Raw genomic sequence first — 22,115 nt, 5'->3', positions numbered from 1 at the left:
TAGTCACCAGCAAATATGCTGATTGAACCTAGAATATCTTCCATAGTGTTATGATTGATTGTTTTTTAAATGGTTTATTAAGCATGAACAGGATAACTGCCCACCTTACAAATTACAAAATTGATTCCGAGGAATGGAGGCATGTTTTCGTGTGCCACGGCAACTCCTGCTGTGGCTCCACCTGCCGGAGCTAACACATTAGGATTCATAGGGGTTGGTGTACCTGCTGTGGCATAAAACTTGGCAGTTGTTTTGGCATATTCTGGCAAGTAATTACCCCCTGGTGTGGGTTTTTCAAGCCCACCCGATAGCCCATTGAATACGTGGGTGTGACGAGGCATTTCAGAATACTGTATTGATACATTTTCAACACCACCTTTTTTTGCCTGAGGCATAGTACCTCCTGCATTGGTAGCACCAATTGGCGAACGACCTTGCAAGTTTGGTAAATTAATTTGGGTACGACCGTCACCTCCAAACTGATTGTACATTACGGCCGTAAGTGCCTGATATTCTCCGACATTTACAGCTCTACCATCGCAAGGAGCGTAATTATCAGGAAATGGTACAAAATCAAAAGCAACCATACGAATAAAACCTACGTAATCATCCATAATTGTAAAAGTTTAAATAGTTAAAAAATAAAATTTATTGAGTAATGGCAAAGCATAGTGTTGTCTGAAATGCAGGCTGTAAACTGTATTTCAGGTATCAGATACGATTAGAAATTAACAAGCTGTTATTCAGGTATCAGCATTAGTTATCTCCTATAAGCCAGAATGAAGTTAACAGCAGTTATGCTCATTCATACGGGAGATACCCGGCATACGTATCCATACAGGATACAATATGTAGCTGAATAACATTGGTATGGGTGGGAGGTACCGTAATATAGGGCTAGCACAAAAAACAAAGCTTTTTTGATGCTATTGATTTTAAAGCAATTTTTGTTTGTCTACTTTATATAAATAATAGGTTTATTGTATTTTATTAAAAACAAGCATTCAGACAGGAGTTTTCCGTTGCGTATGTACAGTATTTTCCTAGTATTCTGTTCATAGCTCAAGAGAGTAGCCTCAAGACGAATTTTGCTTCAGTTAAAAAGAGGTTTTGTTTAACAGGCAGTTACTTTAAAAGTAACCGCCTGCTTAAAAATACTTATCTATTGGCTTATACCTTAGCCTCTTGATGGGAAAATACCCGCTATGCAAATAATATAGTTTGAACCAATATAAGGCTGCATATTCTGATGCGGTTGAGAATTACCTGCTGGCATAACTGTTTCTGGGTGCATTTGTAGTTGTTGGTCGCCTGACTGCTCGTTAGCATAGAACGGGACTGTGGTATCGGTAAATACCGGCACAAATGAACCAAGAGGGGTGTAGGTATCAGCACCACCTGATAAGGCATTGTAAGTGTGTCTGTGCACTGGAAGTTGGCTTTTTTGAAGTGTTACGGTTTCAAATCCACCTTGTTCTCCTATGACGCGTGTAGTTAAAGGAGGGTTAGCTCCTGTTCCAAACGCATTTGCGCCTCTGCCTCTAAGGTCTGGCAAGGCAAAAGTTCTTATGCCATCACCCCCATACTTAAGCCCCAGAATAGCATAAAGGGCCTGATTCTGAGCAATTGCTAGTAATCTGCCATCGCAAGGTAAAAAGTTTTTCGGTAGCCATGGTCCTGCGAACTCTCTGATGACACCAATATATTCTTGATCCATAATATTATGTATTTAAAATAGATTTCAAATGAAAATAATTGTAAACTGATACTGAACAAGCCTGCCATAAGGCTAGTATAAAGCCTTTCTATTAGTTTGCTCTGGTTGGATATATTCCGTACACACAAATTATATAATTAACTGCCAGATAAGGAGGCATATTAGGATGTGGCTGTGAACCTCCAGCCAAATCTACTACACGTTGGTTCATAGGCAGCAGTTGGTCGCCTGGGTCCTGAGTTGAGTAAAATCTGGTTGATGGGTTTGGGTATGTTGGCAAAAAGGCATTTGCCGGATTGTTTGTTTCTGGTGATCTTGAAAGGCCAAAACAATTATGGTTATGGGTAGGCATCTGCTGCGACAAAAGCGTAACGTTTTCAACGCCGGCGCGTTCTCCTTGCACACGCATGGTAAGGCCCGGCCCCTGACCAATTCCTATCGGAACACGACCTCTGTAATCGGGCAAAGCAAAGGTACGTACTCCATCACCGCCATAAGTAGTTCCAATTATTGAAAAGAGCGCATCATATTCGGCAATTGAGAGTAGTTTCCCGTCACAAAACATAAAGTTGTTAGGGGCAAAAGTACCAACAAATATTCTTATAGATCCCATGTAGTCTTCCATAGTACTAATATGTTTATTTTTAAATAATGTTAAATTGGGTTAATAAAACAGTGGTTTTGTGTTGCAAATGCGGCTACGCCAAGTTGTTAGCTGGCAATTGCTCATCAATTTTGGTCGTCAATCAATCAACTGGTCTTGATGGGAATACTCCGGCAAAACAAATGACATAGTTCAAAGTCAGATACGGCGACATATTATCATGTGATGCCCCTCCTCCTTCTGCTCCTATCATCTGTGGGTTCATTGCTACTGTTTCTTCACCAGATATTGGTGAGGCGTAAAATCTTCTTGCAGTATTAGGATACTCAGGCAAAAAGGCGTTTGTTGGGGTATTTACTTCCAAACCACCCGACAAGCCATTGGCTACGTGGTAGTGCATAGGCATTTGCTCTTGCGTAAGTATTACTGTTTCCACACCATCTTTTAATCCTTGTGGGCGTGGAGATAAACCATTACCCTGACCGGCTCCGAGAGCAAAACGGCCTCTGAGGTCTGGCAAAGCGAAATTAGTTGTACCATTGCCTCCAAATTGCACACCAATTAATGAAAAAAGTGCTGAGTACTGAGCTATCGGCAATATATCTCCGTTACAAAACATATAGTTTCTGGGAGGAAAGTCTCCGGCAAATAGTTTAATGGTACCTAGGTAGTCTTCCATGTTTAATATACTGTTTTAAGTGAGTAGAATAATTTAATTTTGGGTTTTAATTGAGTTTATATCGGAAAAATCAAGCAAAAAACACCCTCCCGATAGTTTATTAACTATCAGTATTTTATAGCCAATCATGTTACCTAAATAATGATACGTGAGCGAAACTCGGGCTTCCGTAAAAGATTAACAGGGGTCGGTTTAAATTCTAGCAAATAATTGTTTGCAAAACTTCATTACCATTATGTTTATACTATTGGTAATGAACTTATACAGAGAATTTATTAACTTTAATTGCTCTCTGTAAATATTAGTGTTTAATAGGTGGTTTGCTTGCCCCTATTAAACACTAATCATTACTCTTATGAGTAATACAAGGAACCCTCAGGAGTATTTGAAGCAGAACCACCATTTATGTCAACCTCTGACATTGCTGGTTCTACCCATGTTTTTTTTTCGTTCAGGATGTTTAGCTCTAATTGTTTTTGTACTTGATTTTCCATAGATACTGTTTTAAAATGAGTAAAGTTTATATTTTTTATTTAACCTGTGATTGAGATGGGAATGTTGGGCATGTACTTTTTTGCCTGATAAAACGGAGATAAAACCTGATTTTTGTTTCTGACCTTTGGAGAGACGTTGAGCATAATCTTCAAGCATAAAGTTATTTATTCCATTAACGCTATAAGTATTTTGGTGGGTATAAACAGCAACTGCGCTTACAGCAATAGGCAGCTGTTTATGGCCAAAAGATATGTATTCCTGAGGGGCATATTCGTGAACGAATGTGCTTATGGTACCCACGTGTTTACACATAATTTTTATAGCTTTAGTGGTTATAAAATATATCATTTAAACCAGACCTTTTCAGGTTGTTATCTGATAAAAAGAAATATTCCTGATGAATTCGGATTAGCTATGAAAGATGTTCGCCAGCTGCGAAAATCCAACTAAAATAACTCATGGAAGCCTCCCTTCTAATCAAAACAAAAGTTTGCCGTTAGGCATAACAAAACAAAGAAATAAAACTCAATTATTCAAGCAAATTACAGACTTTCTAAAAAAAGTTATTGAGCGGTATTTTTTTATTGGTCTGACAATGGTATATTCCCAACCCGTTTTTACTCAAAAACAGCTTATTTTAAACCTAATTTATGCTCATTAATAACAACGGCTACTTCTGTAAGTGCGTTGTCGTAGAAGTCATTCTGGGCTACAACCAATGCTTGCTGCGCCTTTATCTGGTCAAGGCTATTGAGCAATAACTGATATGACTGCAAGTCGGTAGCGGGCTTGGTTGCATATAAAGGCGAGGTGCTTTTATTACCTCCTTTCAATGCCCTGATAATACCTCCATAGCCGTGTTTGGTTCCGGTTGCGGTGAGTTGTAGCTGGAGCTTCACGAGGTCATCGTTGGTATTGGAGCTACCAAGCACTTTTTTTACTTCGTGGGTTATTACCTGTGAGTCGTACGACTCGTAATCGTCCGAGTAGGTGTCGGCACAACTGACTGGCTCGTTCAGTATAATGAGCCGCTCATTATCATTGATTAAAGCCTGAAGGTTTTTCTTCAAAGATGCCTTGTTGCCTACCTTGATGCCTGCATCGTGTACGATAGATGCTATTTCGTCGGATAGTTGTTCTCTGGTAGGTATTTCAATGAGTTTCAGTTTTTTTCCGCGCATATCCTGCCCGTTTATTCTGATTTCCGTTTTGTCGATATTAGGTATTTCAAATTCTGTTACAATGCCCGATGTGGCAATATTGATAACCACAATTTCGTGTTTGTTGGCTTCTTTGCTCAGGAAATTCACAATATTTTTAATGAATCCGGCATAGCTTTCGCCCGGTATTACGGCATGAATGTGTGATGTTTGACTGATTTTTGACTGAAAATAGACGATTATCTCGTTAAGTTTGCTTTTAAAAAGTAGCTCAACGAGTGTAAGAGCGGCTCCGCTCAGGAACTTTGCTATTGTGTTTGATAGTACATCGGGGTTATGGCGGGCCTCGAGCATAAACTGCACAAATTCTCCGGTTACTTTGCCGGGCCTGAAATCAAAATACCTTGCTCCTAAAGCCAGTTGTGTAGCAATGTCGTCACGTTGGGTATTAGCTAGGTTTGATACTTCCAGCAGTACATCGGTATACATACCGGCATCGTGCGAGCCGGGCAAAAACAGCTTGCTCAGGCTGAGGTTTTCGAGGCTGATGTTTTTACTTTTGGCCTTAGCCAGTAACTGGGTCATCCAGTTGCTTCTGTTGGGCGTAAGAGTGGCATATAACTGGTGCGAACTGGGGTTGGTGTTGTCGGCATCATAAAGCCCGAACGAAAGGCTGTAATTGTCTGCAACAATTGAAGGAATACGGATATTAGTGATGTCGTCAGATTCGATATTACCTGTTAGGGTATTTACCCTTATTGACCTTTCAAATAGTTCTTTGCCATCTTTTCTGGCATAAAACTGAAACTTGCCTTCATAATAAGGCGGAAAAATTTTAGGGTACAATTCATAATGCTCCGAAAACAACCGTAGTGGTCCGCTACCGTGTATGTGCTGAACATCGGGATTGTCTTTTTTCCCGGCGTCAGCTTTACGAATTTCAATTTCATATCCTTCTGCTACAAAGGCATAGAAATCGACTCCTTTAGAAGCCATAGTCCGATTAATAGTTTTATCTTTCCCTACTCTATTTCAGGCTTTTCGGGGAACGCCTTTCTGGTATAATTTAGCTAGGGTTATTTTTTTTCATTCAAAATAACCCTATTGTATATACGCAATTACTTTTCAGCCCATTCCTTGCGAATCAGATTTTTGAATGCAACAAAATCCATGTCTGAATCAGGCTCGTATTGTTTGATTTCGTCGTCGTCTGCGATGTAGTCAAAATAGTCATAATGCCCTAAGTCGTTTTCGTCGTACATATAGCATTGAATCGTGATACACGTAGGCCCTTGCTCGTTGGGGTTTTGCAGTTTATGAAACTGGTTGAGTGTGGGGCTAATCCATGTGATGTCTTCTTCCGAGAAAGTTGCGTTACCGAAAGGTTCTTCAATGCCCAGATAAGGAAACAGCCTTACATTAATTTGCCCATGTAGAACCCGTATAACGGCATTAGCTCCGGCATGGTTATGAATAGGCGAATAACAGCCCGGAGGCCAGATTTCCATGACGTAAGGAATACCCGGCGACTCGCCGCCATTCTGCCCTAGTGTAATACGGAGGTATACTTTCTTGGGGTTAGCTTCGCCAAATTCGCCTGCTTTTGATTTGAGTTTTTCGTAACACCAGCAACCCGGTGTGGCAATGCTGTATTCGATAGCCTCGGCGAAATCAGGGAAATCAGTCGTATTGAGGGTAAATTTTTTACCGGCTATGTTATCGTAAAGTTTTTGTGCAACTGTTGAAAGATTAGCTTTAGGCATAACCGCGCTTGTGGCTATCATGTCCATGGTAAGCTCGTCGGTGTTTTTAACCGTTAATGGCACATTATTCAGAATGGGGTCACGCAAGGCCCTCAGAATAGCCACAAGGTTATTGTCGAAGTTAAAGTATTCCAGACTTTCAAGGAATTTCTTGATACTGGTATCAGGCGAAAACTGATAAACGAAGGTCTGGGTTTCGAGCCGTGCCTCCCCTACTCCAAACCTGATACAATGGTTTTGTGAGTCGAGGCTTATCCAGTAAAAGGCTCTGTCGTTGGTTGTAAGGCCCGAATGTTTTTGTTCGGCCAGTAGCTTGCCGTTTTTAGTTAGCACAATGCTACCTACACCAAGTTTAAGTGCCAGACTTGCGCTCTGTAAGTTATTATGAAAAGCAACCGTCAGGTTTGTGTCTTGGGTAAAGGCAGTGGCGGCTTTGAAAATAACCACTCCCTGGCCTTTAATAATCAGGCTAAGCTGGTTGCCGTCAAGTAGTTCCTGCGATTCTTCGGCGGCCTCTTCGGCCAGCAACGGCGACGTATTGAAGCGGCGCTCCCGTACGAACTGTAAATTAGGATTTGAAAAAGACATAGTTATACATGGTAAAGGTGAAGCACCTTCGTTAAAATTTGAACGAATAATTTTTGTTTCATGCACTACGCACAGGTATCGGTATAGCCGAAAGTCAGGGCATAACGCATTTGTTTAAATGCTTTCAGGCATTCAATATTTTTCTGTTATAGGAGTTTGGTCTGAACAGATTCCGAAAAATCTGTTTTAAAAAGAACTGTTCGCCAGAAGTAATAAACCAAATTGGCAGCATGGCCGGAGTCATGCCTGAATACTTCTAACGGGTATATTTAATTATCTGGGACTTATAGCCACAGCATTTACATTTTATGAAACGGGATATTTTTCTTTATATGAAAAGTCAGGCAAAACAAGTTGTTTATTCATAGTATCAGGTATAGTGGTTATGGTTTTAGTAAACAATTATCTAAAAAACAACTAACAGATAAGAAAAGAGCAGGCTCTCACTTATGGTCACAACGCATTTGCCTTTTTTAAGGCATTAAAAGACATAAAATACTTTTCAAAATTTATGCCAACAACGGTTGTTATGCTTATAAAATTTTATTTAGCTTACCCAACACGGCTACAAACAAGTAAACGTTTGGTTACGGGTTTGTGTTTGCAAGTAAATAAAAAAAAGAATCGATACCCAGATTTGAATATTTTTTTTTCGGAAAAAAATACCTCTCCCCCATACTTCGGGAGGTATTTATAGAAAACATTGGAAGTACCACTCATGCCGAAAGCTACTTGTTGTTTGAAAAGGTTACACCCCTTCATTAGCACAAAAACACGCACCTTGAAGCCATTTTTTATATTAAACAAGGCTTTTTTGAGTTTTTTTATCCTGAACACAGACAATTGCTGCTGAATTTAGTTATTGCTATTAAAATCAGTATGGGCTTTTCTGAGGCTTCTCTGAATGTATCACACAAACAATGAAAAACATGAACAAAGTAATTCTGACACTCTTTTCAGCCGCGCTGGTGGGCCTCTGTTCCTGCGGCAATAATGCTTCAACCCAATTGAACAGTGCAAGCAATGCAGATAGTATGTCGCTATCGGTTGAGACCCAGAAACCTAATACCGACTACAAGCCTGCTTTTTCAGGCCAGACCCGCATAACGGCGGTGAAATCGAAAACAGCTTATGAGGGAAAGGTGCTGACCAACGAACTGGAGAGTCCGTGGGGAATTACGAGCCTGCCTGACGGCCGCTTGCTGATTACCGAAAAAAAGGGAACTATGCGCATTGCTACTACTACCGGAACCCTGAGCGAACCTATTACGGGGCTTCTGAAGGTAAACGCTGACGGGCAAGGGGGATTGCTGGGCTTATGCCTTGACCCTTCTTTTGCCAGTAATCGGATGGTTTATTGGGTGTTTTCAGAAAAACGCCCTGATGGTAACCTGACGGCCGTAGCGAAGGGGAAACTTTCGGCCGATGAGAAAAAAATTGAAGGTGCTACCGTTATTTACAGGGCAACGCCAGCCTATGATGGAGATTTGCATTATGGCGGTAGAATTTTGTTCGATAAAAACGGGAATCTGATTGTGAGTACCGGAGAGCGGTCAGACCTTGAAACCAGACCGCAGGCTCAGTTTTTAAATTCGGCGTTAGGGAAAATCCTGCGAATAACGACCGACGGAAAACCTGCCAGCGGGAATCCTTTTGCCGGAAAAGCAGATAACCGTGCCGAAATATACTCGTATGGCCACCGCAATGTGCAAGGGCTTGCACTGCACCCTACTACGGGCGATTTATGGGAAAACGAATTTGGCCCCAGAGGAGGCGACGAACTGAACAGAATTGAGGCGGGTAAGAATTACGGCTGGCCTACCATTACGTATGGCATTGAATATAAGGGTGATAAAGTAGGTGAAGGGATTCAGCAGAAAGAAGGGCTTGAACAACCCGTATACTACTGGGACCCTGTTGTGTCGCCTAGTGGGATGACATTTTATAGCGGCAGTGATATACCCGAGTGGCAGAATAACCTGTTTCTTGCCTGCCTGAGCAGTATGCACATTGCTCGACTAGTGATTGAAAACAACAAGGTTATAGGCGAAGAAAGGCTCCTTGAACCCGAACACCAACGTTTTCGTGATATTACGCAAGGAAAAGACGGGGCTTTGTATGCCATTACCGACCAGGGGCGTTTGTATAGAATTTATAAGAAATAAGGCCAGTTTCACCCCTTTGGGTTCATGGCCTAAAGGGGTAGTTATGTATTTGCGCGCGGGTTTTGGTAGCTTAGTACAAATGTTCTAACGATTATTTGTAACTTCGTGAAATTTTAATTTCATGACCACCAAGCAGCGTATCCTCCAGACTTCTCTACAATTATTTAATGAGTTTGGCGTGGAAACGGTTACAGTAAGGCATATTGCCAAAGAACTGGGCATAAGCCACGGAAATTTGTGTTATCATTTCCCGAATACCGATGCCATTGCCGAAACGCTCTACGACCAACTGATTGAAGAATTAAATACAAGGCTTTATGACCCCACTTTATTTGCCACACTCAGCCTGAAAACACTCTCTGAAACTTCGGCTTTTGTGTTTGGGAAATTATATAAATACAAGTTTCTGATACAGGATTTTGTGAGCCTTACCCGACGGAACGAAAACCTTAAACTAAAACACCGGAATCTGGTTAAAAGCCGGCGGGCGTTTTTCAAGATGTGTATTGATACAGGGATTGCCGCGGGATTTCTGAAAACAGATATTATTGATGGCCAGTATGAAAACTTTTTTAATCAGCTTTTTATTATCAGCGAATTCTGGTTGCTCAGTGCCGAGGTATTGTATGAAGGGCGCGAAGAAGATAAACTGCAATATTACCTCAATATGGCTTTTACGCTGATTGTGCCTTACCTGACCGAAAAAGGGCTTGAAGAATACAAAGCCTTAATGCCAAGCACCTAACTACGGAGCAGAAGGTAATAGATGATTTGACACAATAAGTGTATTAAAACAGGTTTTTATAAACAAAGGCAGCTTTAGGGCTGCCTTTGTTTGTTTAAGTGCAAGTTAATACCTGCTATTAATTTTTACCACTACCCGAAACCCCCGCGGCTGAACCTGCTGGTGTGCCAGTAGCTTTTTTATCGAAATCACCTGCTTTTACGATAGTGATTTTCTTAGGGTCAATGAATTTTTTGAGTGCGGCATTTACTTGGTCAACTGTGAGTGCCTCAACTTTTTTCTCGAAATCGGCATCAAAAGCCAGCGTTCTGTCGTAGTACAGGTAGCTATTCAACCGTGCGGATAATTCGTTATCCTGCGAGCGTGACACACTACGGCTTTGTAACCAACCCGATTTAGCGGCTTTCAGTTCGTCTTCTGTAAAGCCTTCGGTTACTACTTTGTTCATTTCTTCGTAGAAGGCTTTTTCGAGTTTATCGGCGTTTTCAGGCGCGTAAATGGCGTAGGTCATGAAATTACCTGATTTATCGAAAGGTGCGCCCGATAGCTGAGAACCAACACCATAGCTGATACCTTCTTTCTGACGGATTCTTACAGCCAGACGTGAACTCAAGAAACCACCACCAAGCATATAGTTACCCATAATAAGGGCCGGATAGTCGGGGTCGGTGTCTTGTAAAGGTAGGTTCAAACCAGCCAGAAATAGCGCATTGGCTTTGTCGGGCGTTTTGATAGCGTTATTGCTTGGGGCTATGTCCTGATAAACGGCTTGAATACGTTTGAACGGAACGGGGCTTTTCCATGTACCGAGCGAAGAACTGATAATGTTTTTAATGGCTGCTTCATCGAAATCGCCTACTACTGAAACCGTAGCCGCCGAAGCACCGTAAAAATCAGTATAGAATTTCTTTACATCTTCCAGTTTAACATTTTTTACGTTTTCCAGTTGCTCGTCGAGGGTTCCTACATACCGAACATCTGTTTTCGGATACGGATTCATGGTACGTTGAAAAGTAGTAAAAGCCAGCCCTTGTGGGTCACTTTTCTGTGATTCTATCTGTGCAATGCTTTCTTGTCTGAGTTTTTCAAACTCGTTGGCATCAAACACAGGGTTTTTCAGAATATCGGTTACAATAGCTAAGGCTTTAGGCAAATTAGCGCGGCTCGACTCGATATTGACCGAGATTGAGTTTCCGCCTCCGCCCACAAACACCTGTGACTTGATTTTATCAAGGCTATCTTTAATTTGCTGGCGGCTCAGGTTTTTAGTGCCTTTGTTGAGCATTGAAGCCGTAAACGAAGCAATGGTTTGCTTGTTCTGCAAGCTCTGTTCGTCGCCAATTCTTAGCGTAATATTGGCTCTTACTGTATTGCCACGAGTAGTTTTTTGCAACAGGGCGTACTCAAGTCCGTTAGGTTCTTGCCCGCGTTTGGTGCGGTTTTCGATATTTGACGGCGATGGGTCGAAAGCCTCGCCTTGTGCTACTACGGCACGACCTTTGTAGTTTTTCACCAAATCATCAACGTTTGGTGCTTCTGGTACTTTTACGCGGTCGGGGGTTTCTTCTGGCATAAACAAACCAATAGTACGGTTTGAAGGCTTGAAGTAGAACTTGGCTACCCGAATAACGTCTTCGGGTTTTATTTTCTCGATACCGTCACGGTAGATGAACGCCAGCCGCCAGTCGCCTGCGCCAATGTATTCGCTCATTTGTAAGCCGGCTCTTTCGGTATTACGCAACGTTAATTCAAGCGACTTCAGGATTTCATTCTTTGCACGCTCAACATCTTCTTTGGTTATTTCCATTGTGCTAACGGCATCAAGGGTAGCGAGCATGGTCTTTTTGGCATCTTCCAAATCTTTGTCTTTCAATACAGAGGCACCGAAATAAATGAACGTCGGGTCTTTATTAGTGAAAGAGTAGGCATACTGGTTAGAAGCCTTTTTGGTTTCAACAAGGGCTTTATAAATTTTACCTGCCGGCTCGGAGGTAAGAATAGTTTGCAGAATATCCAGTGCCGGATAATCGGGGTGGCTACTGGCACAAATATGATACGCCACGCCAATGGCCTGCACGTCTCCAACACGGCGCAATACTACCGAGCGTTCGCCGTCCTGCGTAGGCTCAACGGTATAGGTAGGTTGTAGTACACGTGTTGGGCGCGGAATGCTCCCGAAATACTCGTTTACCAGTTTAAGTGTTTTAGCTTCATCGATTTTTCCGGCTACCAGTAGCACTGCGTTGTCGGGCTGGTAGTATTTCTGATAAAATGCTTTCAGGTTATCAATAGGCACGCGTTCGATGTCCTCGCGTGAGCCGATAGTTGAGTTACCATAATTATGCCATAGGAAGGCCGTCGAAATTACTCTTTCGCTCAATACGCTTTCGGGGTCGTTTTCGCCCATTTCAAATTCGTTTCTTACTACTGAAAACTCTTTTTCGAGGTCTTCTTTTTTAATGAACGAGTTCACCATTCTGTCCGACTCAAGGTCTAAAGCCCATTTAAGGTTTTCGTCCGTAGCCGAAAAAGTTTCAAAGTAATTGGTACGGTCGAGCCAAGTGGTTCCGTTGGGGCGTGCGCCGTGGTCGGTTAGCTCCTGCGGGATATTAGTATGTTTGGTTGACCCTTTAAATACCATGTGTTCGAGCAGGTGGGCCATTCCGGTTTCGCCGTAGCCTTCATGCCGCGAACCTACCAGATAGGTAATATTTACGGTAATGGTCTGTTTTGAGGGGTCAGGAAACATCAATACTTTTAGTCCGTTGCCTAGTACGTATTCGGTGATTCCTTCAACAGACGTAACTTTTACAGGGTCTGAAATAACAGGCTTTTCATCTTTTGTAGCCTCGTCTCCTTTTTTCTTCTTTTTCTGGGCAAAGGCATTGCCACCTAACAAGAAAATACCCACAAGCAAAGTAATAGCTATCTGCCTGAACGGGAGGTGTCGGTAGGTTTTAAACATAATTTTGAGGAAATAGTGTGAGTAAATAAATACATAGAAACGCCAAAATAAGCATAAGTATTTAGCTTACACCTATTTTTGTTGTTTTAATTTTGGTATAACGAAATAAATAGTTGAAATTATTCATTCCAAACGAAAAGTGTTAAGTTGTGTTAAAGTTGTATGAATGGCTTATATTTGTTAATAAAACAGTGCATGGTTTTATGCTTTGCTTACGGCTGAATTTACTACTAGCCCTTTGAAAAGGCTCAAATACTATAAAGGCCGTAAAACTCGTTTGAGAAAAGACAAAATATTTACAGACAGCAATAACACGCGGTATTAAAGAATCAATTGCAGAAATTATTAAAAACATATCTTCGTCGGCTGACGAATCTTACTTCACGTAACAGGTCACTTCTACTGTTAAGTTTACCTCAGGAGCAGTTTATTGATTTACACAGCCTGAATTTTCTGGATAACAAACCTTCGTTCGACTACATTCATCAGTTGATTAGCCAGAAAAACCAGATTCCCTTATGCGATGTGCAGGATAGCCGCTTTGAAAAGGTAAACGAGGTTAGCAAACGCCTGCGGAAAATTGCCCGCACCGAAAACTTTATTGAGGAAGAACGAGGGGCAAAAGACCTTTACGTAGCTTACCCGTTCGTAAAAGGCAAGTTCTCGGACGGCACTACGGTTCGGTGTCCGCTTTTGTTTTTTCCGGTAACGCTGAAAAACAATGGCAAAAAATGGATTCTGGAACAACGCGACGAACCCGTGAGCCTTAACAGGAGTTTTTTGTTGGCTTATTCTTATTTTAACCAGATAAAACTGCCCGACGAATGGCTCGAAAAATCGTTTGAAGATTTTGATAAGGATAGTCTGGCGTTTCGTACGCAGCTTTATGAGTTACTGAAAGACAGCCCGTTTGAGATTAATTTTAATCAGCAGCTTTTTACGAATCAGTTGGTTGACTTCGAGAAATTTGCTAAAACCGAACTGGACGCTGCCGAACGCAACGGCGAGTTAAAGTTACATCCGCAAGCGGTGCTGGGTATTTTTCCGCAGGCGGGTTCTTATCTGGTGCCTGACTACGAAGAGCTTATTAAAAATGCCGAACTAGGGCAGTATGAACTGGATACCTTCGAGAAGTTGTTTCGGCACGCTACTTTGCCTGAACCTAAAGTAGTTTTCAAGGAAGAAAATGCTTTTTTACCTTTTGCTATTGATGCCTCGCAGGAAGAAGCCATTAAACAGGTAAAAGAAGGGTATTCGATTGTGGTGCAGGGCCCTCCGGGTACGGGTAAATCACAGTTGATTGCCAACCTGATTGCTGATTTTACAGCCAGAGGTAAAAAGGTATTGGTGGTTTGCCAGAAACGTGTAGCCCTAGACACCGTATACCAGCGGCTGCAAAAGGTAGCTATGACCGATTTTGTGGCATTGATTCATGATTTCAAGAATGACCGCAAGGGGCTTTATGAGAAAATTGCCAGCCAGATAGAAAAAATTGACGATTACCAGAAAAAAAACAAAGGGCTTGATGCTATTTTTCTGGAACGGAACTTTACGCAAATCAGCCGCCGGATTGACCGGATTTCGGAAGACCTCCAAACACTGAAAGATGCGCTCTTTGATGAAACCGTGTGTGGGCTTTCGGTAAAAGAATTGTATCTGAGCAGCAGCCTGAACAAACCTTCTGTTGATTTACAGGATTTGTACCGCTCGTTTCCGTTCGATACACTGGCTGACTTTGAAGGCCGACTTGACCGCTTTCTGCAATATGAAACCAGACTTCGGGCATCGGCGGGTTACGATTTCTGGAAACTACGGCATTCGTTCAGTAAAAGAACATTTACTGACCTGCCAGCTATTACAGCCACCATCGAAGCCATTACTGATTTTCAGGCCACCCACGGGCGTTTGTTTTCTATTGTTGAACTACAACAGTTTAACCAACAAACCTTGCAAGGCTTTATTGACTGTTTTACAAACAGGCACGTTGAGGAGATTTTCAGGGCCATTATTCAGGATAAAAAATATATCAGCAACCGCCAGTTTGATTTAGAAAAAATCTATGCAGAACTGGAGCAGCTTTTTGCCAATGGGGGTATTGAAAAACGGATTCCGGCCAGAGATTTATTATTCAGGAAGGCACAGGTAACACAGGCATATACTGCCAGCCAGTCGGGGCTGAACTGGTTTGTCTGGAAATTATTTTCAAAGGATAAACGGGAGGTGGAAGCCTTGCTTGCGGCTAATGGGTTGGCGTTAAACAAAACTGATTTAGAATTGCTGACACAGAGAATCCTGAATCGCATGGTGTTTGAAGATATTAAAGACAAACTGGGCAAAAAAGGTATTGTTATTGATGAGGCTGACGGCTGGGAGGCAACCGGACAGGAATTGCAGCACTATATATTGGCGAATAAAGCTTATCTTATTTACCAACAGACTGATTTTATTCAACGCCAAACGGCCGATATACTAGCGCACGCTGTGGGTTTTTCGGTACAACCTTACCGCGATTTAGCGCAATTGATTGCCACTACGAAGCAACTGTTCTTGCAATGGCAGGCGTTTGTGTCTTATCAGCAAATTGAGAGCCTTGTTGCTTTGCCCGCGGCTAAAGGAGAGCGGCTGGCGTATCTGAAACAGCATTTTGATTTGATGGTGGAGGCCGACACCTTGCAGGAGGCTTTTTATACGACCGAAATGGAGGTGGTTACGCGGCTGCTGGCTTTTGAGCATCCGGCGGTGGATACTGGTGCTTTAACGGAGGTTTTTCTGAATTCGCTACGGCTGGCTTGGACTCAGCACATTGAGGCTATGTACCCAATTCTGAGGGGGGTGAGTTCGTTAAAGGTGGAACAACTGGAAACCGAGTTGCAGGATTGTGTATTGAAAAAGCAGGAGTTGAGTCAGGAGATTCTGTTATTGAAACTGCGCGAGCAAACGTATCAGGATTTGGTGATTAACCGCTTGCAGAATGTGGTGAGCTATCGGGAATTGCAGCATCAGACTACTAAAAAGCGTAAGTTGTGGTCGGTTCGTAAGTTGCTCGAGCATCATTCGTCTGAAATATTCAAACTGATTCCGTGCTGGATGGCTTCGCCGGAATCGGTATCGGCTATTTTTCCGTTATCGGGGCAGAGTCCGGCGGAGTCGCTTTTCGATTTGGTGATTTTCGATGAGGCTTCTCAATGTTTTGCCGAAAATGGTATTCCGGCTATTTATCGGGGTAAACAGGTGGTTATTGCTGGTGATTCTAAACAGTTACAGCCTACTGATTTGTATCAGATAAGGTATGATGAAGACTTAGAGGATGAGCCGATTCTGGAAATTGATTCGTTGCTCGACCTAGCGGCACAATACTTGCCTCAAACGTGGCTTAAAGGCCACTATCGGAGCCACTCGCTCGACCTTATTGATTTTTCTAACCGGTATTTTTATAAAAATTCGCTGCAACTATTGCCGCATTACGCTGAAATCAGCAAAAATCAGCCTGCTATTAGTTATATTAAGCTGGATGGCTTCTGGGAAAATAATACGAACCCGACAGAGGCGCAGCGGGTACTGGAAATTGTGCAGGATTTGAAGCAAAAGGCTCCGGCAAAGAGTATCGGGGTGGTGACTTTTAACTTTAAACAGGCTGATTTAATTTATCAGACTATTGCTCCTGTACTGGGCGAGGATTGGGGCGTTATTAAAAATATTGAGAATATTCAGGGTGATGAGTTCGACATCGTGATTTTTTCGGTAGGCTACGCGCCAAACCTGAAAGGTAAATTGCTGATGAACTTTGGTAGCCTGAATCAAATGGGTGGGGAAAACCGACTGAATGTGGCTGTTACGCGCGCCCGTGAGTTTATTTATATTGTGAGTAGTATTTTGCCGCACCAGTTACAGGTAGAACAGGCGCAGAATTCGGGTCCGAAGTTGCTAAAAAGGTATCTGGAATATGCGTTGGAGGTGTCGCAGGGAAATTATTCCCCTGAACCGCTTTCGACTGAGAAATTTAATACCCGCTGGCTTCTGAAACATCAACTGGTGCGCCAGCACTCAGGCTATTACCTGGAACTGCCTTTTGCGGATGTAACGGTGAAGGCGAATGGGGCGTATGAGTCGCTTATTCTGACGGATGATGATTTGTATTATGAGAGTATCTCGCCGAAAGATGCGCACGCTTATCTGCCGATAAGTCTGCGGCATAAGGGCTGGCGCTTTGAAAGGCTTTGGAGTCGTAACACGGAATGATATTCCGTGTGTTCTTACAGGAGCCAGCTTTTTACATTTTCTGACACATAGGTATATTTCCAGTTTTGCCAGTCAGGTACAAGACCCGCCTGCACGGGGTTCTGAACAATGTACTCAATAATTCTTTTAAATTCGGTATCGTCACGCACTACGTGGTCGTAGCTTTCTTCAGCCCAGAAAGTATGGCCTGTGAGGTCGAGTAACTCATTCGATTTTCGGGCGGTATGCCGTTTCAGCGATTGTAACACTCTAAAAAACCCTTCTTTATGAATGGTAGACGTTAACAGCACGTGCACATGATTGGGCATAATGCAAAACGCATGAAGCTCATAATATTTTGTATCGCGGTAATGCAAGGCTTCTGCCAATACATCTGCCACAGCATTGATGCCTAACCACTTTACCTCATTTAAACACTGATGCAGGTAGGTATCGAACCTTGCAAAATATCTTTTTTGCGCCTTGTATAGTTCGGCTTTTTGCGTAATATCATCAATAATGGCTGTTCTAATCTGGGCTTCTGCCCTGTTTTTCTCGGTCATTAATTGTAGTATTACTTCTTTAGGTAAAGAATTTGCCAGACGAAAGGTTATAAAAAGCCTTTCGTCTGGCGGAAGAATATGTGGCAGATACCTTCGGTAATGTGTTTTCATAGGGTGGTTTCACAGCAATTATTTGGTACAGGTTAGTCACGGAATACCATTCCGTGATACGCCTCAATCCGCCTGTTTCTTCACAGGAAACAGCACACTAGCCCCTACACTTACCGCCAGAATACCCACAATAACTATCAATGAATGCACATTCGTAAACCCAAGAGCCATTAACTGGTGATGTAAAAGCATTTTCACCCCGATAAACGATAGTAAAACCCCTAAACCATATTTCAGGAAGCGGAACAGCCCCATGATACTAGCCAAGAAGAAAAACATCGACCGAAGCCCCATAATAGCAAACACATTAGAAAAGAAAACAATGTAGGGGTCTTTGGTAATAGAAAAAATAGCCGGAATAGAGTCTACTGCAAAAACCACGTCAGTACCTGCAATTACGAGCATTACCAAAAACAGCGGAGTAATGTACCACTTTTTATAACGGTGATTAAACACCAGAAAATGGTCGGTTACATTACGTTTATAGACATTCAAATATTTAGAAGCAAATTTTACTATCGGATGATGCGCCGGGTCGATTTGCTCCTCCTCACCATTATCCCACAAGATTTTAACTCCGGTATAAATCAGGAAGGCACCGAAGATGTACAGAATCCAGTCGAACTCCTGAATTAAAGCCGCACCTACAAAAATAAACACAAAACGCAACACCACAGACCCCAGAATACCCCACACCAATACTTTTTTATAATACCTTTTATTCACACCAAAAGAGTTAAAGATGAGAATAAACACAAAAATATTATCAATAGACAGCGAATATTCGGTCAGATAGCCCGTCAGATAATCAATAGCCATGCTATTCTGAAAAGCGCGGAGTGCTACCTCAAAATTAGGAGGAAGTTTCAGCGACTCATAGTAACGTTCCTTTACCTCTTGCAAATGCGCAATATTACTGATGTCATGAATCAGGTAACCATACTGACGTATAAAAACGAAGAAGCCTAACGCCAGCGTAACCCAGACGGCACTCCAGATACCCGCCTCTTTAAAACTTACTACATGGCTTTTTGACTTACTGAAAGCCCCTAGGTCGAGCGCCATTACAAACGCTACAAAAATTGAAAATCCTATAAAAAAAATAGTTTCGCTCGATAATGTCATATTAATCAATGAATAAAATAAATACAGTATTTAAATAATAGTTATGAGACCTTTGGCATTCTGTTTGCCTTTTCACAATAGGGTGTTAAACTAAAGTTATTCTTGGAAATAAAAAGAATCGTGCCCTATTTTACAGCCGAATTCAAAAAAGGTGTGTTTTCTAGCCAAATCGCCCACAAATTAGCATCGAAAACTCAAATAATTTATGTATAATAATAAAAAAGTAGTAATTGTTATGCCCGCTTACAGGGCTTCACAAACACTTGAGCGTACTTACCGAGAAATTCCCTTCGATATTGTCGATGAAGTAATTCTAGTAGATGATTATAGCCCCGACGATACCGCCGATGTAGCCAGACGCCTGGGCATTGAGCATGTAATTCGTCATGACGTAAATAAAGGCTATGGTGGCAACCAGAAAACCTGCTATACCAAAGCCCTCGAAATAAATGCAGATATAGTTGTGATGGTTCACCCCGACTACCAGTATACCCCCAAGTTAATCAGAGCGATGGTCAGTATCATTGGTGAAGACCTCTACCCTGTTGTTTTCGGGTCTAGGATTCTGGGTAAAGGTGCATTAAAGGGAGGTATGCCCCTCTATAAATACATTGCTAACCGTTTCCTGACTTTCTCACAAAACCTTCTGATGAACCAGAAGTTATCTGAATACCACACGGGTTATCGGGCTTTTTCAAGACAGGTGCTGGAAACCGTGCCTTTCAAAAAATGTGACGACGACTTTATTTTCGATAACGAAATGATAGCACAAATATTCTGGAAAAAATTTGAAATAGCAGAAGTTACCTGCCCCACCAAATATTTTGAGGAGGCATCGTCTATCAACTTTGTCAGAAGCTCAAAATATGGCTTAGGCGTACTACGGGTATCGCTTTTATACTGCCTGTCGAAACTTGGTATTTTTAAATGGCGTTTATTAGACTAGGTTATTCATAAAAAGCCGCCTTAAAGCTAAGCTCACCAACCTCCAACCCGTTTTTGGGCTGTTATGGCAAGTAAGTTTTTAAGGCGGCTTTCGTATATACCTACGCCGATTTTAGTTCAAAAATGGTAATTTCAGGATAAATACCCACGCGCCCCGGATAAACAATATAACCAAAACCACGGTTTACGTATAACTTCTGGTCATTCTGCTCATAAAGCCCGGCCCATTCCTTATAACGCAACTGCACCGGCGACCACTTGAATTTACCCAATTCTACCCCGTATTGCATTCCGTGTGTATGCCCTGCAAAGGCTACGTCAATATCTTTGTACTGCTCTAATACTTGTGCCCGCCAGTGGCTAGGGTCATGTGAGAGTAAGAGTTTTACGGGGTAATCCTGCGTGTTGGCGTGTGCTTTTGCCAGATTACCATACTTTGAAAAACCACCCGCGCCCCAGTTCTGAATACCCAATATGGCAAGGCTTTCGCCATCAACTTTAATTTCGCGGTGCTCGTCGAGCAACAAGTCCCAGCCTAATGTTTTATGTGCGCCCATTAAATCTTGCAGGTTCTGGCGTTTAGCCTCAGCCGAAACCCAATTGGTGTAATCGCCGTAGTCGTGGTTACCTAAGGTCGAGAAAGTACCAAGCGGAGCTTTGATTTTTGAAAAAACCTCTATGTAATCTTTCACTTCAGGGGCAATGTTATTGACGAGGTCACCGGTAAAGAAAAACACGTCAGGTTTTTCTTTCATGAGCATTTCCACGCCACCCTTTACGGCCGTTTTATTAAAGAAACTACCCGAGTGTATGTCTGAAAGCTGGGCGATTTTCATTCCATCAAATTTTTTGGGAAGATTCTTCAGGCGAAGAGTCACGTTTCTGACGTGGTAGTCGTGCGCACCTGACAAAATACCCCATGTCATACCACCCATGTGCAAACCTCCGATAGCCAATGCCGATTTCGCCAGAAACTCCGAGCGAGGAATACCACTACTGCCCGTTTCTAACGCCTGTGTAACCGCTGTTGAGCTTGGGGCACTTTGAAACAACGATGCCACCCATTTAAAACCTCTGATAATATCGTCAATGAAAATAATAAGCACAGAAAATACCTTCGAGATATAGAAAATAAAAATACCTGCCATCAGAAAGGTGCGAAACGAGGCTCTGACAGGCGCCGTAATAGGTGTATAAGTAAAAATACCAATGAATGCTATGATTGAAAAGGCTGTAAGCCCCCAATAAGTAAAGCCTACAATACGGTGAGTAAGAACGCTTGCCGAGCGCATAAGTAATTTAATAGCTTGCCAAACGTACAAATCTATTAAAAAAAAGACAACTGTCACCAAACCAAGTCCGAAGGGTCTGTTCATTTTAAAGGTAGTGTTTATAAAAACTGAATGAACAAAAAACGGTTTTGCCAATAAGATGGTTTCATTTCGATGCTTTTTAATGCGTGAATGTGATGAAAGGTCTTTTTTCGTTAGCAATAGCTAGTACGCATTTGATATTAGCTATAAAATTTTACCTACCAACCGTTTGGTAAAACAAAAAACTATTTGTACGTTTGCAGGGCTACCATACGAATTGTTTTCAAATGCCTGTTCAAAAAGTTACGAAAGAAGAAATTCTGCTGAAATCGTCAGATATTTTCCGAACAAAGGGGTATCATAATACATCTATGCAGGATATTGCTCAGAATTGTGGCTTGCTGAAAGGTAGCTTGTACCATTATTTTCCGAGTAAGGAAATGCTCATGAAAGATTTGCTCTGCTGGATTCATTCGTACCTGAAAGAAAAGATTTTCCCTATTGCCACAGATGCAGCCCTGCCCCCTGAGGAACGTATGGAAAAGCTATTGAAAAAAATGGGGCGGTTGCTACTCGAAAAAGAAGGTGGTTGCCTGATAGGAAATACTACCCTTGAAACAGTAGGGGTAATTGCTGAATTTCATGAAGTACTGAAAGCAATTATGGACGACTGGACTTATGCCTTGCAACAGATTTTTATGACCAGAGAAACACCCGATGTTTCGTTCAGGATGGCACAGCATACCATTATGGAGTTTGAAGGGGCTGTTATGTTCTCGAAGTTATATGGCAATAAAAGTTATCTGTATGATGCTTTCTTGCGGGCTATGGCAAAATTGCAGTAAACCCCGAATGAGCCAACAAACAGAACCAGCTTATTGATAAAGATTTTAATAGTGCGTTAACAGGTAATAGGTCAGGGAATATACGCTGTATATTCCCATGATTTCTTCCCTGAC

The 22,115-nt window shown here is 42.1% G+C and carries 17 protein-coding genes; 5 read left to right on the top strand and 12 right to left on the bottom strand.

Translation table 11 applies throughout. The features are described 5' to 3' along the window. Positions 1–77 precede the first annotated feature (77 nt). The 8 genes from WAA15_RS16860 to WAA15_RS16825 all read right to left on the bottom strand — a co-directional run bounded on the left by WAA15_RS16860 (position 78) and on the right by WAA15_RS16825 (position 7,006). Positions 78–614, bottom strand: coding sequence for a phage tail protein (locus WAA15_RS16860; protein WP_337043980.1), 537 nt, complete (start codon positions 612–614; stop codon positions 78–80). 563 nt (positions 615–1,177) lie between these two features. After that, positions 1,178–1,717 carry a phage tail protein gene (locus WAA15_RS16855; RefSeq protein ID WP_337043979.1) on the bottom strand — a complete coding sequence of 180 codons (540 nt, stop codon included), beginning with the start codon at positions 1,715–1,717 and terminating at the stop codon, positions 1,178–1,180. Between the two features lie 91 nt (positions 1,718–1,808). Beyond that, positions 1,809–2,342, bottom strand: a complete 534-nt coding sequence (locus WAA15_RS16850) for a phage tail protein (protein WP_337043978.1) — start codon at positions 2,340–2,342, stop codon at positions 1,809–1,811. 121 nt (positions 2,343–2,463) lie between these two features. Continuing rightward, positions 2,464–3,000: a phage tail protein gene (locus tag WAA15_RS16845; protein WP_337043977.1), complete on the bottom strand. Its 537-nt coding sequence runs from the start codon at positions 2,998–3,000 to the stop codon at positions 2,464–2,466. 353 nt (positions 3,001–3,353) lie between these two features. Further along, on the bottom strand, positions 3,354–3,494 hold the full coding sequence (locus WAA15_RS16840) for a hypothetical protein (protein WP_337043976.1): 141 nt from the start codon (positions 3,492–3,494) through the stop codon (positions 3,354–3,356). A 10-nt stretch (positions 3,495–3,504) separates the two neighbouring features. Beyond that, positions 3,505–3,795 carry a hypothetical protein gene (locus WAA15_RS16835; protein WP_337043975.1) on the bottom strand — a complete coding sequence of 97 codons (291 nt, stop codon included), beginning with the start codon at positions 3,793–3,795 and terminating at the stop codon, positions 3,505–3,507. Positions 3,796–4,127: 332 nt separating this feature from the next. Next, positions 4,128–5,651, bottom strand: coding sequence for a hypothetical protein (locus tag WAA15_RS16830; RefSeq protein WP_337043974.1), 1,524 nt, complete (start codon positions 5,649–5,651; stop codon positions 4,128–4,130). Between the two features lie 122 nt (positions 5,652–5,773). After that, on the bottom strand, positions 5,774–7,006 hold the full coding sequence (locus tag WAA15_RS16825) for a cysteine dioxygenase (RefSeq protein WP_337043973.1): 1,233 nt from the start codon (positions 7,004–7,006) through the stop codon (positions 5,774–5,776). A 929-nt stretch (positions 7,007–7,935) separates the two neighbouring features. Here WAA15_RS16825 and WAA15_RS16820 point away from each other — a divergent pair. Together WAA15_RS16820 and WAA15_RS16815 are read left to right on the top strand one after the other, a co-directional pair. Further along, complete coding sequence (locus WAA15_RS16820; RefSeq protein ID WP_442892806.1) at positions 7,936–9,171, top strand: PQQ-dependent sugar dehydrogenase; 1,236 nt, start codon at positions 7,936–7,938, stop codon at positions 9,169–9,171. 121 nt (positions 9,172–9,292) lie between these two features. Then, positions 9,293–9,916: a TetR/AcrR family transcriptional regulator gene (locus tag WAA15_RS16815; RefSeq protein ID WP_337043971.1), complete on the top strand. Its 624-nt coding sequence runs from the start codon at positions 9,293–9,295 to the stop codon at positions 9,914–9,916. A gap of 118 nt (positions 9,917–10,034) precedes the next feature. Here the strand turns inward: WAA15_RS16815 and WAA15_RS16810 are convergent, their stop codons facing one another. After that, positions 10,035–12,881, bottom strand: a complete 2,847-nt coding sequence (locus WAA15_RS16810) for a M16 family metallopeptidase (RefSeq protein ID WP_337043970.1) — start codon at positions 12,879–12,881, stop codon at positions 10,035–10,037. A gap of 333 nt (positions 12,882–13,214) precedes the next feature. Here WAA15_RS16810 and WAA15_RS16805 point away from each other — a divergent pair, with 333 nt between their 5' ends. Then, positions 13,215–17,120 (top strand): AAA domain-containing protein, encoded by a 3,906-nt coding sequence (locus WAA15_RS16805; protein ID WP_337043969.1) that lies wholly within the window; start codon positions 13,215–13,217, stop codon positions 17,118–17,120. 14 nt (positions 17,121–17,134) lie between these two features. On the opposite strand, the gene WAA15_RS16800 is transcribed toward WAA15_RS16805, so the two are convergent. Then, positions 17,135–17,773 carry a transposase gene (locus tag WAA15_RS16800; RefSeq protein ID WP_337043968.1) on the bottom strand — a complete coding sequence of 213 codons (639 nt, stop codon included), beginning with the start codon at positions 17,771–17,773 and terminating at the stop codon, positions 17,135–17,137. Positions 17,774–17,836: 63 nt separating this feature from the next. Continuing rightward, on the bottom strand, positions 17,837–18,898 hold the full coding sequence (locus WAA15_RS16795; protein WP_337043967.1) for a TerC/Alx family metal homeostasis membrane protein: 1,062 nt from the start codon (positions 18,896–18,898) through the stop codon (positions 17,837–17,839). A gap of 205 nt (positions 18,899–19,103) precedes the next feature. On the opposite strand from WAA15_RS16795, the gene WAA15_RS16790 reads away from it, so the two are divergent. Further along, the gene (locus WAA15_RS16790) at positions 19,104–19,844 is read left to right on the top strand and encodes a glycosyltransferase family 2 protein (RefSeq protein WP_337043966.1); all 741 of its coding nucleotides are present in this window, start codon (positions 19,104–19,106) and stop codon (positions 19,842–19,844) included. Positions 19,845–19,944: 100 nt separating this feature from the next. On the opposite strand, the gene WAA15_RS16785 is transcribed toward WAA15_RS16790, so the two are convergent. Next, positions 19,945–21,219: a metallophosphoesterase gene (locus tag WAA15_RS16785; RefSeq protein ID WP_337043965.1), complete on the bottom strand. Its 1,275-nt coding sequence runs from the start codon at positions 21,217–21,219 to the stop codon at positions 19,945–19,947. A 224-nt stretch (positions 21,220–21,443) separates the two neighbouring features. Between WAA15_RS16785 and WAA15_RS16780 the strand changes: the two genes are divergently transcribed. Then, positions 21,444–22,001 (top strand): TetR/AcrR family transcriptional regulator, encoded by a 558-nt coding sequence (locus WAA15_RS16780; RefSeq protein WP_337043964.1) that lies wholly within the window; start codon positions 21,444–21,446, stop codon positions 21,999–22,001. Positions 22,002–22,115 lie beyond the last annotated feature (114 nt).

This window comes from Emticicia sp. 17c (genome assembly GCF_037153985.1).
Taxonomy (GTDB): Bacteria; Bacteroidota; Bacteroidia; order Cytophagales; family Spirosomataceae; genus Emticicia.
Note: the sequence above shows the minus strand (reverse complement) of the source record. Positions and strands in the feature narration are given on the sequence as shown.